Origin of the sequence: Streptomyces asiaticus, assembly GCF_018138715.1 — a bacterium.
GTDB lineage: Bacteria > Actinomycetota > Actinomycetes > Streptomycetales > Streptomycetaceae > Streptomyces > Streptomyces asiaticus.
Genome location: NZ_JAGSHX010000006.1, coordinates 8,829,917 through 8,847,104, shown reverse-complemented (window position 1 = coordinate 8,847,104; position 17,188 = coordinate 8,829,917). Strand labels below are relative to the sequence as shown.

1 protein-coding gene is annotated in these 17,188 nt (G+C 70.1%); it reads right to left on the bottom strand.

Going from position 1 to position 17,188, the window contains the following annotated elements; genetic code table 11:
• Positions 1 to 36: 36 nt before the first annotated feature.
• Positions 37 to 17,184 carry a type I polyketide synthase gene (locus tag KHP12_RS52620; protein WP_211834574.1) on the bottom strand — a complete coding sequence of 5,716 codons (17,148 nt, stop codon included), beginning with the start codon at positions 17,182 to 17,184 and terminating at the stop codon, positions 37 to 39.
• Between the last annotated feature and the right edge of the window lie 4 nt (positions 17,185 to 17,188).

Genomic DNA, 17,188 nt, shown 5'->3' with positions numbered 1-17,188 from the left:
TGCTGGACTCACTCGGAGGCGAACTCGACGGCAGGTTCACGAGATCCCGAACTCCTTGCCGAGGAGGTCGAACATCTCCTCGTCCGTCGCGGAATCCATGTCGATGTCACTGTTGGTGGCCGCTCCCCAATGGGACAGCAGGCTCTTGATCTTCGCGGCGACCTCGGCACCGGCCACGTCGCTCGGGGACAGGTCGGACAGCACGGCTTCCAGCCTGGTCAGCTCGTCGAGCACGGACGCCGCGCCGCCCTCGTCCTCGTCCTTGTCCGGAACGAACCGGGCCCGGACATGGTCGGCGAGCGCCGCGGGAGTCGGATAGTCGAAGATGACCGACCCCGGGAACGGTACGCCGGTGGCGGTGGCCAGCCGGTTCCGCAGCTCCACCGCGGTCAGCGAGTCGAAGCCGACTTCCTGGAAGGTCCGCGAGGGGTCGACCGAAGCGGGCTTCGCATGCCCCAGCACGGCCGCCACTTGGGCACGGACCAGCTCCAGCACCGCCCGATCGCGCTCGATCCGCGACATGCCCCGCAACCGGGTGGCGAGTGCCTCGACCGGTTCCATCGGCGCGCTGAAGCGGGGCAGCAGTTCGCTCAGCAGCGGGCTCGGCCGTACGGCGGTGAACCGGGAGCCGAAGTGCTCCCAGTCGATGTCTGCGATCATCAGTGCGGTTTCGTCGTCGTCCAACGCTCGCTGAAGGGCTGCCAGCGCCAGCCGTGGTGCCATGGCCCGTGCGTGCCCGGCTCCCATGCCGCTGTCGGCCCAGGCTCCCCAGGCCACCGACGTGGCCACCAGGCCCTCGGCCCGACGCCGCCACGCCAGCCCGTCCAGAACGGCGTTGGCCGCCGCATAGCTCCCCTGACCCGCATTGCCCACAGTCCCGGCAGCCGAGGAGAACAACACGAAAGCATCAAGGTCGGTGTCACGGGTCAACTCATGGAGATGGCGGGCGCCCTCGGCCTTGGCCCGCATCACCGCACGGACCCGCTCAGGGGACAGCGACTCAAGCACCCCGTCGTCAAGGACACCCGCCGCATGCACGATGATCCGCACATCCGGAACCGTCGCCAGAACAGCCGCGAGCGCCTCACGATCACCCACATCACAGGCCACAACCCGCACCCGGCTCCCCAACTCGGCCACCAGCTCGCCGGCACCCGGCGCCTCGCCCCCCCGACGGCTCGTCAGCACAACCCGCTCCACACCCCTGTCCACCAGCCAACGCGCCACCTGCCGACCCAGAGCACCCGTACCACCGGTGACCAGCGCAGTACCACGCCCACACCACCTGGCCGCTACCTCACCCACACCCCCCATCGGCGTCACCGCCCGCATCAAACGGGCGCCCCAAGCCCCGGCGGCACGGATGGCCACCTGATCCTCACCCGCGTCCCCCGCGAGAATGCCGACCAGCGCCCTCCCAGCACGATCGTCCAGTTCGGCAGGCAGATCGATCAACCCACCCCAACGATCCGGATACTCCAGACCGATCACCCGGCCCAGACCCCAGATGCCGGCCTGGTCAGGATCCACCAGGTCCCCGTCGAGCGCCGAGACCGCACCACGCGTGACACACCACAACGGGCCATCCACCTCAGCCGCCACAAGGGCTTGCAGCAGCGACACCGTCGCCTCGACCGACAACAACGACACCACACCCGCGACCGGCCCCGCGCCCAGCTCCGCCGACGTCACGCCCGTCACAACCTCGACACTGGCCCCGGCCGACCGCAACGCAGCAGCCACATCGGTGCCGTCCGCACCCGGCTCGACCACAACCAGCCACGTGCCAGTGAGGACCACCTCCCCCGGCACCGCCGGGATCGCCGTCCAGCCGAGCCGATAACGCCACGCGTCGATAACCGACTGCTCCTGCCACGCCCTCCGCCAGGACGAGAGGGCGGGCAGTGCGGCGCTGAGCGGCTGTTCGGCATCGATGCCGAACGAACCGAGATCCCCACGCTCGACCGCATCCCAGAACGCCGCGTCCACCGCGCTCGTCGCAGACCGCTCAGGGGACGACTCCAACCAGAACCGCTCACGCTGGAAGGCATACGTCGGCAAATCAACCCGCCGAGCACCCGGGAACACCGCATCCCAGTCAATCTGGACGCCCCGGACGTGCAGCCCGCCCAAAGCAGCCATGACGGTCAGGGGCTCCGGGCGGTCCCGGCGCAGCACCGGCAGTCCATCGCCGTCGGCCAGCGCGGTCAACGTCCCGTCCGGCCCCAGCTCCAGGAAGGAACCCACCCCCAGCCCGCGGAGGGTGTCCAGCCCATCGGCGAACCGGACCGTCTCCCGCACATGCCGCACCCAATATTCCGGCGAACAGAGCTCTTCACCCGCCACCACACCGGACACGTTCGATACGACGGGCACGCTCGGAGCACGGAACTCAACGCCGTTCAGCACCTCGCCGAACTCGGCGAGCATGCCGTCCATACGAGCCGAATGGAACGCATGACTCACCCGCAACCGCCGCGTCCGCGCCCCACCCATGGCGAACGTCTCCTCGATGGCGTGCACCGCATCCTCATCCCCCGAGACCACCACCGCCTCGGGACCATTCACCGCCGCAACCGCCACCCCATCGGTCAGCAGCGGCCGCACCTCATCCTCCGACGCCGCCACCGCCACCATCGCCCCACCCGACGGCAACGCCTGCATCAAACGACCCCGCGCCGCCACCACCCTGGCCGCGTCCTCCAACGACCACACACCCGCCACATACGCCGCAGCCAACTCACCAATCGAATGACCCAGCAGATAGTCCGGCTTCACACCCCACGAGGACACCAACGCAAACAGCGCCACTTCCAACGCGAACAGCCCCGCTTGCGTATACGCCGTCTCCCCGATCAGCCCGGCATCATCACCCCACACCACCTCACCCACAGGCCGATCCAGATACCGATCCAGCTCCCCACACACCTCATCCCACACCGCAGCAAACACCGGATACGCCTCATACAACCCACGCCCCATCCCCAACCGCTGCGACCCCTGACCCGCAAACAACACACCCAACCCACCCGCCACCGGAACACCCACCACCGGAGCACCCGCCAAAGCCCCCAACAACTCCTCACGATCCGCACCCACCACCACCGCACGATGCGACAACCCAGCACGCCCAGTCGCCAACGACCACCCCACATCCGCCGGATCCAGATCCGGATTCCGGTCCGCGAAGGCCCGTAGCCGTACGACCTGCGCCCGCAAACCCGCCTCGTCGCCAGCGGAGAGCACCCAGGGAATCGCCGGCAGTTCGTTCCGCTCCGGCCCTTGCTCAGGTTCATCCGCCATGTCGGTGGCCTGCTCAAGAATCACATGGGCGTTGGTGCCGCTCGCCCCAAACGACGAGACACCCGCTCGGCGGGGCCGCCCGGCCTCCGGCCAGCCCGTGTGCTCCTCCAGGAGCTCCACCGCGCCGGTGGACCAATCCACATGCGGTGTCGGCTCATCGATGTGCAGACTCCGCGGCAGCACACCGTGCCGCATCGCCATCACCATCTTGATCACACCAGCCACACCCGCAGCCGCCTGCGTATGACCGATGTTCGACTTCACCGACCCCAACCACAACGGCCGACCCACATCCCGACCCTGACCGTACGTGGCAAGCAGCGCCTGCGCCTCGATCGGATCACCCAGCGTCGTACCCGTACCATGCGCCTCCACCGCATCCACATCCCGGGCGGCGAGCCCGGCGTTCGCCAGCGCCTGCCGGATCACCCGCTGCTGCGACGGACCATTCGGCGCCGTCAAACCATTCGACGCACCATCCTGATTCACCGCACTACCACGCACCACCGCCAACACCCGATGCCCAAGCCGCTCAGCATCCGACAACCGCTCCAGCAGCAGCAGCCCGACACCCTCCGACCAACCCGTCCCATCCGCACCGGCGGCAAAGGGTTTGCACCGGCCATCCGATGCGAGTCCGCCCTGGCGTGTGAACTCCACGAAGACCTGCGGAGTCGCCAGTACGGTGACTCCGCCCGCGAGTGCCAGCGAGCACTCCCCGCGCCGTAGCGACTCGGTCGCCAAATGCAGCGCCACCAGGGAAGAGGAGCAGGCCGTGTCCACCGTCAGGGCAGGCCCCTCCAGGCCGAACGTATAGGCGAGCCGCCCGGACGCCACACTGCCCGCGATGCCTGTGCCCAGATAGCCCTCGACGTCCTCCGGGACATCGGTGAGCCACGAGCCGTAGTCGTGGTACATCACGCCGGTGAAGACGCCCGTCCGGCTGCCTTTGAGCGTGTCCGGGGCGATTCCGGCCCGCTCGAACACCTCCCAGGCCGCCTCGAGCAGCAGCCGCTGCTGCGGATCCATCGCGGTCGCCTCGCGCGGCGAGATCCCGAAGAATCCGGCGTCGAACGCAGCCGCGTCGTAAAGGAATCCACCGTCCCGGGCGTACGAAGCGCCGACGCCGCCCTGGGCACCGGACAAGGTGGCCAGGTCCCAGCCACGGTCCGTGGGTAGCCCGGAGACCGCGTCGGTGGCCGAGTGGACCAGGTGCCACAGGTCCTCGGGGGACTCGACGCCGCCGGGGAAGCGGCAGCTCATGCCCACAATCACGATCGGCTCGTCGTCCACAGCCGACACCGGCGCGATCGGGGCGGCGGTCGGCAGGGAGCCCCCTACCTCGGCCAGCACCCGCTCGGCCAGCAGCCGGGGCGTGGGGTGGTCGAAGACCGCGGTGGCGGGCAGCCGTATGCCGGTGGCGGCGCTGATCCGGTTGCGCAGTTCCACGGCGGTCAGCGAGTCGAAGCCGATCTCCTGGAAGGTCCGCGAGGTGTCGACCGACTCCACGGAGGCATGGCCCAGAACGCCGGCCACATGTTCCTGCACCAGGCGCATGACCTGGTGCTGCCTTTCGGCCTCTGTCACCCCGGCGAGTTGGTGCCGCAGCCCGGCCGGAGTGCGCCCGGTGTCGGCTGCCCGGCGGACGGGAGCGGTGACCAGTCCGCTCAGGATCGAGGGCAATGTGCCCGCGGCGGCCTGGTCCCGCAACGCGGGCAGGTTCAGGGGTGTGGCCAGCACCATCGGCTCGTCGGCGGCGAGCGCCGCGTCGAACAGATCCAGTCCTTGTGCGCTGCTGATGCTGGCCCCCACGGACCGGGAGATCCTCGACAGCTGCACCTCGGCCAGGTCGGCGGTCAGTTCGCTGCGTTCCTCCCAGAAGCCCCACGCGATCGACACCGCGGGCAGTCCCCGCCCCCGACGGTGAACCGCCAGCGCGTCCAGGAAGCCATTCGCCGCCGCGTAACCGCCCTGGCCCGCGTTGCCCAACACACCCGCCGCCGACGAGAACAACACGAACGCCGACAGATCCAACTCGCGCGTCAGCTCATGCAGATGCCAAGCACCCCACGCCTTCGCCCCCATCACCCCACGCAACCGTCCCGCGTCCAACGAACCGATCACCCCGTCATCCACCGCACCCGCCGCATGCACCACCACCCGCAACCCCTCGATCGACCCCACCAGCTCCGCCACCGCACCCCGATCCGCCACATCACACGCCACCACCCGCACCCGCGCACCCAACCCCTCCAACTCCCCCACCAATGCCCTCACACCCGGCGCATCCGGCCCCCGACGACTCACCAACACCAACTCACCCACCCCATACGCCGACACCAAATGACGCGCCACCAACCCACCCAGCAACCCCGTCCCGCCCGTCACCAACGCCACACCCGAACCCAGCTCTCCACGCACCACACCACCACCCACGCTCACACCCGCATCCACCAGACGTGGCACCCACACCCGCCCCCCACGCACCGCCACCTGCCACTCCCCCAGCCCCACCACATCCGGCACCACATCCATGTCCACATCGGCATCCACCAGCACAAACCGCCCCGGGTGCTCCGACTGCGCCGACCGCACCAACCCCCACACCGCACCACCGCCCACATCCTCCGCACCCTCACCACTCACCGACACCGCGCCCCTCGTCACCACCACCAACCGCGAACCCTCAAACCGCTCCTCCACCACCCACGCCCGCAAGACCTCCAACACACCCGCCACATCAACCCCGGCCAACACCACACAATCCGGCACCGCCCCACCAGCGGCCACCTCACCCCACTCCACGAACGACCCCACCGAACACGCCCCCGCATCCACCCACTCCACTCGATGAAGCACATCGCGGTTGCCGATCTCGGCTTCGGCGAGCTGTCCCTCGGTAACCGGGCGGAGGACGAGGGAGTCCACCGTCAGCACCGCCTCGCCCGCCTCATCGGTCACCCTCAGCGACACCGCGTCCGGCCCGGCGGGTGTCAGCGTCATCCGGACAGCGGATGCGCCGACCGCGTGGAGCCTGACCCCGCTCCAGGAGAACGGCAGGTACGCCCGGCCGTCGTCGCTGATCAGGCCGCCCAATCCGACGCCGTGCAGCCCTGCGTCGAGCAGCGCGGGATGGATGGCGCAGCGAGCCGCGTCCGCCCGTGCCTCCGCCGGTACCTCCACCTCGACGAAGACTTCGTCTCCCCTACGCCAGGCGTCCCGCAACCCCTGGAACACCGGCCCATACGCATACCCCCGCTCCGCCAAAACCCCATAAACCCCCTCCACCCCAACCCACTCCGCACCCACCGGCGGCCACACCTCCCCACCCGGCACCACACCCTCACCCACCCCAAGCACACCCACCGCATGCCGAACCCACTCACCCCCACGACACGAAAACACCGACACCGACCGACACCCCGCCCCATCCACACCACCCACCGAAACCTGAACCTCAACCTCACCCCGCTCCGGAACCACCAACGGCCCCTCCAAAGTCAACTCCTCAACCACCCCACACCCCCACCTCAACCCCGCCTGCAACACCAACTCCACAAACCCCGTACCCGGGAACAAGACCACACCGGCCACCGAGTGTTCGGCCAGCCATGGCTGTCCGGCCAGCGTGAGCACGCCCGTGAGCAGACCGCCGCCGGAATCGGGCAAGGGCACCACCGCGCCCAAGAGGGGATGGTCGAACTCGGCCGCCCCGGGTGTCTGCCGCAGGGAGGCCGCCCAGAAGCGCCGACGCTGAAAGGCGTAGGTCGGCAGGTCCACGACGTGGGCGTCCAGCCCGGAGAACGCCTCCCGCCACTCCACCGCGACACCCCGGACATGCAGCCGGGCCAGCGCGGTGAGGAATGAGGCAAGGTCGCCGCCGTCACGGCGCAGCGATCCGGTGACGAGGACGTCAGTGTCGGTGGCGTCGGCGGTGTCCTGGATGCCGACGGTCAACACCGGATGCGGGCTGGCCTCGACAAACACCGTATGGCCAAGCTCCAGCAGCCCCTCGATCGCGGACTGGAACTCCACCGTCTCACGCAAATTCCGATACCAGTACTCCGCATCCAACCCCACGGTGTCCATCAGCCGACCGGTCACCGTCGAAAAGAACGGCACCTCACCCGCACGTGGCCGCACCGGCGCCAACGCCTCCGCCAGCCCCTCCCGCACCTCCTCCACCTGCGACGAGTGCGAGGCGTAATCCACCGGAATCCGCTTGGCCTCCGGGAACTCCGCCAACACCCCATCCAGCACCTCAACAGACCCCGACACCACCGTCGACACCGGACCATTCACCGCCGCGACCGACAACCCCACACGACCCCGCAGCCGGTCAGCAGCCACCGGAACCGACACCATCCCACCCCGACCCGACAGAGCCAGCAACGCCCTGCTCCGCAAGGCCACCACACGCGCACCGTCCTCCAGCGACAGACCACCCGCCACACACGCCGCAGCAATCTCCCCCTGCGAATGACCCACCACCACCGACGGCACCACACCAAACGAACACCACAACTCAGCCAACGACACCATCACCGCCCACAACACCGGCTGCACCACATCAACCCGCCCCAACGCCACCTCATCACCCAACACATCCCACAACGACCACTCCACAAACGGCGCCAACGCATCCGCACACTCACCCAACCGCCCCGCAAACACCGGCGACGACCCCACCAACTCCAACGCCATCCCAACCCACTGCGACCCCTGCCCCGGGAACACCAACACGGCGCCACGGTCCGGCTCGGCCGCGCCCACCACCTCCGCCGCGTCCAACCCACGCCGCAACTCGTCGAGGCCGGTGCCCACGACGACGGTGCGATACGGCAGAAGCGCACGTGTGGACGCCAACGACCAGCCCACATCCACCGGATCGAGCGCGGGGTTGTCGTCAGCGAAGGCCCGCAAGCCTTCGACTTGCGCCCGCAGGCCCGCCTCGCTCGCGCCCGACAGCACCCAGGGCACCGTCACCGGATCGGTCCGGGGCGGCTCGATGGACTCGGCCTCCGGTGCCTGCTCCACGATCACATGGGCGTTGGTGCCGCTCACTCCGAAGGCGGAGACGCCCGCCCTGCGCGGCCGGTCGGTCTCCGGCCACGGGGTCCGCTCGGTCAGCAGCCGCACCGCCCCGGCGGACCAGTCCACATGCGGGGTCGGCTCATCGACGTGCAGCGTCTGCGGCAGCACCCCGTGCCGCATCGCCATCACCATCTTGATCACACCAGCCACACCCGCGGCCGCCTGGGTATGACTGATGTTCGACTTCAGGGACCCCAACCACAACGGCTGATCCGCGTCCCGGCCCTGGCCGTACGTGGCCAGCAACGCCTGCGCCTCAATCGGATCACCCAGCGTCGTACCCGTGCCATGCGCCTCCACCGCATCCACATCCGACGCCACAAGACCCGCGCTCGCCAACGCCTGCCGGATCACCCGCTGCTGCGACGGACCATTCGGCGCCGTCAAACCATTCGACACACCATCCTGATTCACCGCCGAACCCCGCATCACCGCCAACACCCGATGCCCAAGCCGCTCGGCGTCCGACAACCGCTCCAACAGCAGCATGCCCACTCCCTCGCCCCACCCCGTGCCGTCCGCCGCCCCGGCAAACGGCTTGCAGCGCCCGTCCGGGGCCAGCCCGCGCTGGCGTGAGAACTCCACGAAGGTGCTGGGCGTCGCCATCACCGTCACGCCGCCCGCGAGCGCCAGCGAGCACTCGCCACGCCGTAGCGCCTCGCTCGCCAGATGCAGCGCCACCAGCGAGGACGAACATGCCGTGTCCACGGTCAGGGCGGGGCCCTCCAGCCCCAGCGCGTAGGCGATACGACCGGACATCACGCTGGTCGCGGCGCCGGTCAGGGCATACCCCTCGTCCGAGGCCGAGGGGTAACCCTGGCCCCAGCCACCGATGAAGACACCGGTCCTGCTGGATCGCAGGGAGGTCGGCGCCATCCTGGCGCGCTCCAGGACCTGCCACGCCGACTCCAGCAGCAGCCGCTGCTGGGGATCCATCGCCAGCGCCTCACGCGGGGAGATCCCGAAGAGTTCCGGGTCGAACTCCGCGGCGTCGTGGAGGAATCCGCCGGTACGCACATAGCTGGTGCCGGGCCGGTCCGGGTCCGGGTCGTACAGCGCGTCCACGTCCCAGCCGCGGTCGTCGGGGAAGTCGGAGAGCACGTCCCGGCCCTCGCTGACCACCCGCCACAAGTCCTCGGGGGTTTCGATGCCTCCCGGGAAGCGGCAGCTCATCGCGACGATGGCGATCGGCTCGTCGGAGGCCACCACGCCGGCGGGCACAGCCTCCGTGGCGGACGACGCCGCGAGAGAGTCCGACCGGTCGCCGAGCAGTTCCGAGCGCAGCAGATCGGCGACCGCCCGGCAGCTCGGGTGGTCGAACAGCAAGGTGGCCGGGAGGCGCAGTCCCGTGGCCGCGTTCAGCCGGGTCCGCAGCTCGACCGCCGTCAGCGAGTCGAACCCCAGCTGCCGGAATGGCACTGTGGGGTCGATCGCCGCCGGGCCGCGGTGCCCCAGGAGTTCGGCCGCGTGTTCGCGTACCAGGTCCACCAGCGTCCGGGCCTGGTCGACCGCGGACACCCCGGTCAGTCGCCTCCGCAATGCGGCGTGGTCGCCGGCCACCGCCATGGAGCCGGAGGTGTTTCGCAGCTGCGGCAACTCGCTGAGCAGGGGACTGGGCCGGCCTGCCGTGAAGGCCGGGCCGAAGGTCTCCCAGTCGACGTCCGCGATGGCCGGGCAGGGCTCGGCCGATCCGACGACATGGCGCAGCTCGGTGACCGCCACCTCCGGCCGCATCGGGCGCAGGCCGATGCGGCTCAGCCGCTCCTCGTCCTCGGGCGCGAGGCTGCCACCCCAGGTGCCCCATCCGATCGAAGTGGCCGGCAGACCGCGTGCGCGACGCCGCTGTGCCACCGCGTCGAGCAGGGCGTTCGCCGCCGCGTAACCGGCCTGACCGACACCGCCCCAGACGGCCGCTGCCGAGGAGAAGAGGACGAACGCCTCCAGCGACGAGTGGTCGAGGAGCGCGTCCAAATGCAGGGCACCGGTGACCTTGGCGTCGAAGACGCCTGCGTACTCGTCGAGGTCCGCGTCGATGGAATTGCCGAATCGCACGGTCCCCGCGAGATGGACCACGGCGGTGAGGTCCGGCACCGATGCCAGCACCCCGGCGAGAGCGGCCCGGTCGGTCACATCGCAGGCCGTCACGGTCACTCGTACGCCGAGCGCGGTCAGCTCGTCGTCGAGCACGGCCGCCCCAGGAGCCTGCGGGCCACGGCGGCTGAGCAGCACCAGGTGCTCCGCGCCGGACTGCGCCAGCCACCGTGCCACATGTGCGCCCAGCACGCCGGTGCCACCGGTGATCAGCACCGTGCCGTGCGGGCGCCATGTGCCGGCCGGTCCGGTCCTGGGTGCAGGCTCCAACCGTCGGCCCAAGGCCGCCGATGGCCGCACCGCCACCTGGTCCTCACCGGCTGCCTGCGCGAGTACGGCGACGAACCGCCGCAGCACGTGTGCGTCGCAGTGGACGGGCAGGTCGATCAGGCCGCCCCAACGCTCGGGTCGCTCCAGCCCGGCCACCCGCCCGAATCCCCATACCGCCGCCTGGGCGGGGCTCGGCGCCTGGTCCGCGGGCAGTGCCGTGACGGCCGCCCGGGTGACACACCACAGCGGGGCCTCGACCGCGGCAGTGGTGAGCGAGCACAGCAGCTCGACCGTGTGCGCCATCCCCCGGGACAGCGCGGGGTGGGCCGGATGCGGAACTTCGTCGGCGGCCAGGAACGAGACGACACCGGCGATGTCTTCGGATCCCGCCGCGTCCGTCAGCAGCCCGGCCAGGGTCCGGCGGTCCGCGTCGCGGCTCACCTGGAGGGTACGGACGCTGGCCGTGCCCGACTCGACCAGCGCCCGTGCGCCCGCCATGGCCCACTCGTCCCCTTCGGGGACCACGGCCAGCCAGGTGCCGGACAGGGCCGGGGTGTCCATGTCCGGCAGCGGCTTCCAGGAGATCTGGTATCGCCACGTGTCCACGGCGGACTCGGCGATGTCCGCCCCGAGCCAGAACCGTTCCCGTTGGAAGGCGTACGTCGGCAGCTCAACGGGCGAAACACCGGCGAAGAGCGGGCCCCAGTCGATCCGGACACCGCGCACGTGGAGCTCGGACAGGGAGGTCAGAAACCGCTGGACGGTGCCATCATCGCGGCGCAGCGATCCGGTGACGACGATGTCGGTGTCAGTGGCGTCGGCGGTGTCCTGGATGCCGAGGGTCAGCACCGGATGCGGGCTGGCCTCGACAAACACCGTGTGGCCCTGGTCGATCAGTGCTTCGACGGTGCTCTGGAACTCCACCGTCTCACGCAGATTCCGATACCAGTACTCCGCGTCCAATTCGATGGTGTCCATCAGCCGACCGGTCACCGTCGAATAGAACGGCACCTCACCCGCACACGGGCGGACCGGTGCCAACGCCTCCGCCAGCCCTTCCCGGATCCCCTCAACCTGCACCGAATGCGAGGCGTAATCCACCGGGATCCGTTTGGCCTCCGGGAACTCCGCCAACACCCCATCCAGCACCTCAACGGACCCCGACACCACCGTCGACGCCGGACCATTCACCGCCGCCACCGACAACCCCGCACGACCCCGCAGCCGATCGGCAGCCACCGGAACCGACACCATCCCACCCCGACCCGACAGAGCCAGCAATGCCCTGCTCCGCAAGGCCACCACACGAGCACCGTCCTCCAGCGACAGACCACCCGCCACACACGCCGCAGCAATCTCACCCTGCGAATGACCCACCACCACCGACGGCACCACACCAAACGAACGCCACAGCTCAGCCAACGACACCATCACCGCCCACAACACCGGCTGCACCACATCAACCCGGCCGAGCGCAACCTCATCGCCCAGCACATCGAACAACGACCACTCGACGAACGGCGCCAGCTCATCGGCACATTCACGCATCCGCTCCGCGAACACCGGTGAATGCTCCAGCAGTTCCAAGGCCATTCCGGCCCACTGCGACCCCTGCCCCGGGAAGACGAACACCACGTCCCCGGAGGATCCGGTGCCCCGTACCACCCCCGGCGCGGGTGTCCCGTTCGCCACCGCATTCACACCACGCAGCAACTCGTCGTGTCCAGCGCCCACGACCACCGCGCGGTGTGACAACGTCGTACGTGTTGACGCCAGTGACCATCCCACTTCCGCCGGAGTGGGGCGGGGATCGGCCGCCATGAAGGCGCGCAACCGCTCGGCCTGGGCCCGCAGTCCAGCCTCGCCCTGTCCCGACAACACCCAGGCGACAGCCGCCGCTTCGCGGTCGCCTTCCTCGATGGGCCCGGTCGGCTGGGCAATCTCGGGGGCCTGCTCCAGGATGACGTGAGCGTTGGTGCCGCTCACTCCGAACGAGGAGACGCCCGCTCGGCGAAGGCCACCGTTCGTGGGCCATGGCGTTGTCGCGGTGAGCAGCTCTACCCGGCCGCCGGACCAGTCGACGTGGGGCGACGGCTCATCGACGTGCAGCGTTCGCGGCAACACCCCATGCCGCATCGCCATCACCATCTTGATCACACCAGCCACACCCGCGGCCGCCTGCGCGTGACCGATGTTCGACTTCAGGGACCCCAACCACAACGGCCGATTGGTATCCCGGTCCTGACCGTACGTGGCCAGCAGAGCCTGCGCCTCGATGGGGTCGCCCAGTGTCGTACCCGTACCATGCGCCTCCACCGCATCCACATCCGACGCCACAAGACCCGCGCTCGCCAACGCCTGTCGGATCACCCGCTGCTGCGACGGACCATTCGGCGCCGTCAACCCATTCGACGCACCATCCTGATTCACCGCACTACCACGCACCACCGCCAACACCCGATGCCCAAGCCGCTCAGCATCCGACAACCGCTCGACCACCAGCACCCCGACGCCTTCGGCCCACCCCGTGCCGTCCGCCGCCGCCGCGAACGCCTTGCACCGACCGTCCGTGGCCAGCCCACGCTGGCGGGAGAACTCCACGAACATCGCCGGTGTGGCCATCACGGTCACACCGCCCGCCAAAGCCAGTGAGCACTCGCCCGCCCTCAGCGACTGTACGGCCAGGTGCAATGCCACCAGCGAGGACGAGCACGCCGTGTCCACGGTGACCGCCGGGCCTTCGAGGCCCAGGGCGTAGGACACCCGGCCCGAGGCCACGCTCGCGGCGGTGCCGGTCAGCTGGTAGCCCTCGGCCGCCGATCCGGCGTCCGCCGCGTAGCCGACCGACGAGGCGCCGATGAACACGCCCGTGCTACTGCCCTTGATGTGCTCCGCGGGAATCCCCGCCCGCTCCAACGCCTCCCACGATGTCTCCAGCAGCAGCCGCTGCTGCGGGTCCATCGCCTCGGCCTCACGCGGTGAGATCCCGAAGAACCCCGCGTCGAACTCGGCCGCGTCGTACAGGAATCCGCCGTCGCGTGCGTATGACGTGCCGGGGCGGTCGGGGTCGGGGTGGTAGAGGCCATCGAGGTCCCAGCCCCGGTCGGACGGAAAGCCGGAGATGGCGTCCTCGCCGTCGGCCACGATCCGCCACAGGTCCTCCGGCGAGTGCGCCCGGCCGGGGAACCGGCAGCCCATCCCCACGATCACCACCGGATCGCCGCCGTCAGGTGTTGGCACGGTCGCGGGCACGGCCCGCTCATCCGTCCGGCCGTGGAGCCTGCGGTGCAGATGCTCGGCGAGCGCGGCGGGCGTCGGATAGTCGAACAGCAATGTGCCGGGCAGCGGAAGGGCGGTCGCCGCACCGAGCCGTTCGCACAGTTCGACGGCGGTGATCGAGTCGAACCCGAGTTGCTTGAAGGTGTGCTCGGCGCCGATGGCGGTGGCCGATTCGTATCCGAGCACGACGGCCGCGTGCGCCCGGACCATGCCCAGCATCCCGCCGCCGCTCAGGCCGGTGTCGCGCGTGCCGGTGTCGCGTGCCTCGCCGCCGCTCAGGCCGGTGTCCGTGCGCTCGGACCCGGATGTGACCCCATGGCCAGGCGTGGTTCCGCTCTCGGGACCGGGAGTCTCGGGACCGGGAGTCTCGGGACTGGGAGTCTCGGGACTGGGCGCGGAGAACCAGTACCGCTGCCGCTGGAAGGCGTACGTGGGCAGTGGAATCCGCCGCCCACCGGACACCAGCGGGCTCCATGCCACTTCGACACCCGAGACATACAGCTCGGCCAGCGCGGTGACCAGGGCCGGTGGCTCGGGCCGGTCGCGACGGAGGGTGCCCACCAGCGTCCCGGGCCCGGTCAGGCAGTCGCGGGCCAGGGTGGTGAGCGCCTTGTCCGGGCCCAGTTCCACGATGGTGGTGACGCCTTCGTCCTCCAGACAGCGGACACCGTCCAGGAACCGTACGGTCCGGCGGACATGCCGGACCCAGTACTCCGGAGAACACAGCTCTTCCGCCGTGGCACGTCGGCCGGTCACATTCGACACCAGCGGGATCCGGGGCGCCCGGTAGGTGAGGCTCTCGGCGATGTGCCGAAGCTCGTCCAGTACGGGGTCCAGATGGGGCGAATGGAAGGCGTGGCTCGTCCGGAGCCGCTTCGTTCTGCGTCCGCGGCGGGTCCACTCCACCGCCAGGTCGAGCACGGCGCGCTCGTCCCCCGAGATCACCGTGGCGGTGGGGCCGTTGACCGCGGCCACGCAGACCCGGGCATCATCGTCCGATGCCCCGCCCGCCATGAGCGTCCGGGTGACCTCGTCCTCGGTGGCTTCGAGCGAGACCATGGCGCCCGGCTCCGTCACGGCCTGCATCAGCCGCCCACGGGCGGCGACGAAGGCCGCGGCGTCCGCCAGGGACAGCACACCCGCGACATGCGCGGCGCTCACCTCGCCGAGGGAGTGGCCGATCAGCAGGTCCGGTACCAGGCCGAAATCCTCCAGCAGCCGGAACAGCGCCACCTCCACCGCGAAGAGTCCGGCCTGGGCGTACACCGTCCGGTTGAGCAGTTCGGCGTCGTCACCGTGGATCACGTCGCGAAGCGGCCGGTCCAGGTGTGCGTCCAGCGCCGTGCACACTTCGTCGAGTGCCTGGGCGAACACGGGGAAGACGGCGCTGAGTTCACGTCCCATGCCGAGACGCTGCGAGCCCTGGCCGGCGAAGGCGAAGGCGAGCTTTCCCGCCACCCTCGCCGTGCCCGTCACCAAACCCGCCACCGTGCCGCCTTCGGCGAGCGCGTCCAGGCCGTGTGCCGCGTCGGTCGCCTGCCCGGTGATCAGCACCGCACGGTGGTCGAAGGATGTTCGGGTGGTGGCGAGGGAGAAGGAGAGGTCGGTGAGGTGCGGCGATCGCTCCAGATACGACCGTAACCGCATCGCCTGGCCGCGAAGCGCGGCAGCGGACACCCCGGACAACGGAAGCGGGACCGGGACCAGGGCCGGGGCCGGAATTGAGGTCGGGGCCGGGGCCGGGGCCGGGATCGGGCTGGGGAGGGACTCAGGCTCAGGGTGCTGCGCGGAGGCGTGGGAGGGGACGCCGACGAGTGGTTCGGCGAGTAGCACATGGCAGTTGGTGCCGCCCATCCCGAAAGAGCTGACACCGGCGACCAGGCGGTTGTCCGGCCTCGGCCACTCCCCCGGTGCGAGGCGCATCTCCAGGTTGAGCTCGCCCATGGGGATACGGGGATTCGGCGTGCGGTAATTGAGGCCGGCCGGCAGCTGCCGGTGGTGGATGGCAAGTGCCGTCTTCAGAAGTCCGGCGATACCGGCGGCGGCCTCGAGATGGCCGATGTTGGTCTTCACCGACCCCAGCTGCACCGGCCTCGCTCCGCTCCGGCCGAAGACGGCGCCCAGGGCCGCCGCTTCCGCCGGGTCGCCGAGTGCCGTTCCGGTGCCGTGCAGCTCCACGTACTGAACGGCCTCGGGGGAGATCGCGGCCCGCCGCTGGGCGAGCCGGAGCACCTGTCGCTGGCCGTCCGGGTCGGGTGCGGTGAGCGATGCGCCGCCGCCGTCGTTGTTGACCGCGCTGCCCTCGATCACGCAGTAGACGGTGTCGCCGTCGGCGAGAGCGTCGGAGAGCGGCTTCAGCACGACGAGCCCGCCGCCCTCGCCCCGCACATAGCCATTGGCGCGTGCGTCGAAGGTGAAGCAGCGGCCGTCCGGGGAGAGCGCGCCGAACGCGGCGATATCGGCGGCGGTCTCCGCCGAGAGGTTCAGATTGACCCCGCCCGCCAGCGCGAGCCGTGACTCGCCGCGGCGCACGCTCTCCACGGCCATGTGCACCGCCACCAGGGAGGACGCCTGGGCCGCGTCCACGGTCACGCTCGGGCCGCTCAGGCCGAACACATGGGAGAGCCGGTTCGCGATCATGCCCCGCTGGGTGCCGGTCAGCGTGTGGTGTGAACGGCCGCGGGCGCGGATCAGCGAGGCGTAGTCGTCGGACCCGGCGCCGATGAACGCTCCGACGGTGGCGCCCCGCAGGGTGGCGGGCACGATGCCCGCGTCCTCCAGCCCTTCCCAGGCCAGCTCGAGCATCAGCCGCTGCTGGGGGTCCATCGCCGCGGCTTCCCGTGGTGAGATGCCGAAGAACGCGGGGTCGAAGCGGTCGACGCCGTCGATGAAGCCGCCGCGGCGGATGGCGGGCGGCGTGGACCGGTCGTCGGTCCCGGACGGCGTGGACCGGTCGTCGGCCCCGGACGGCGTGGGCCGGTCGTCGGTCCCGGACGGCGTGGGCCGGTCGTCGGTCCACCGCCCCGCGGGCACCTCACCGATGGCCGAGATGCCCTCGCTCAGCAGCCGCCAGAACGCCTCGGGATCGGGTGCCTGCGGAAAGCGGCAGGACATTCCGACAACGGCGACGGCCTCATCCGGTTCCATGCGC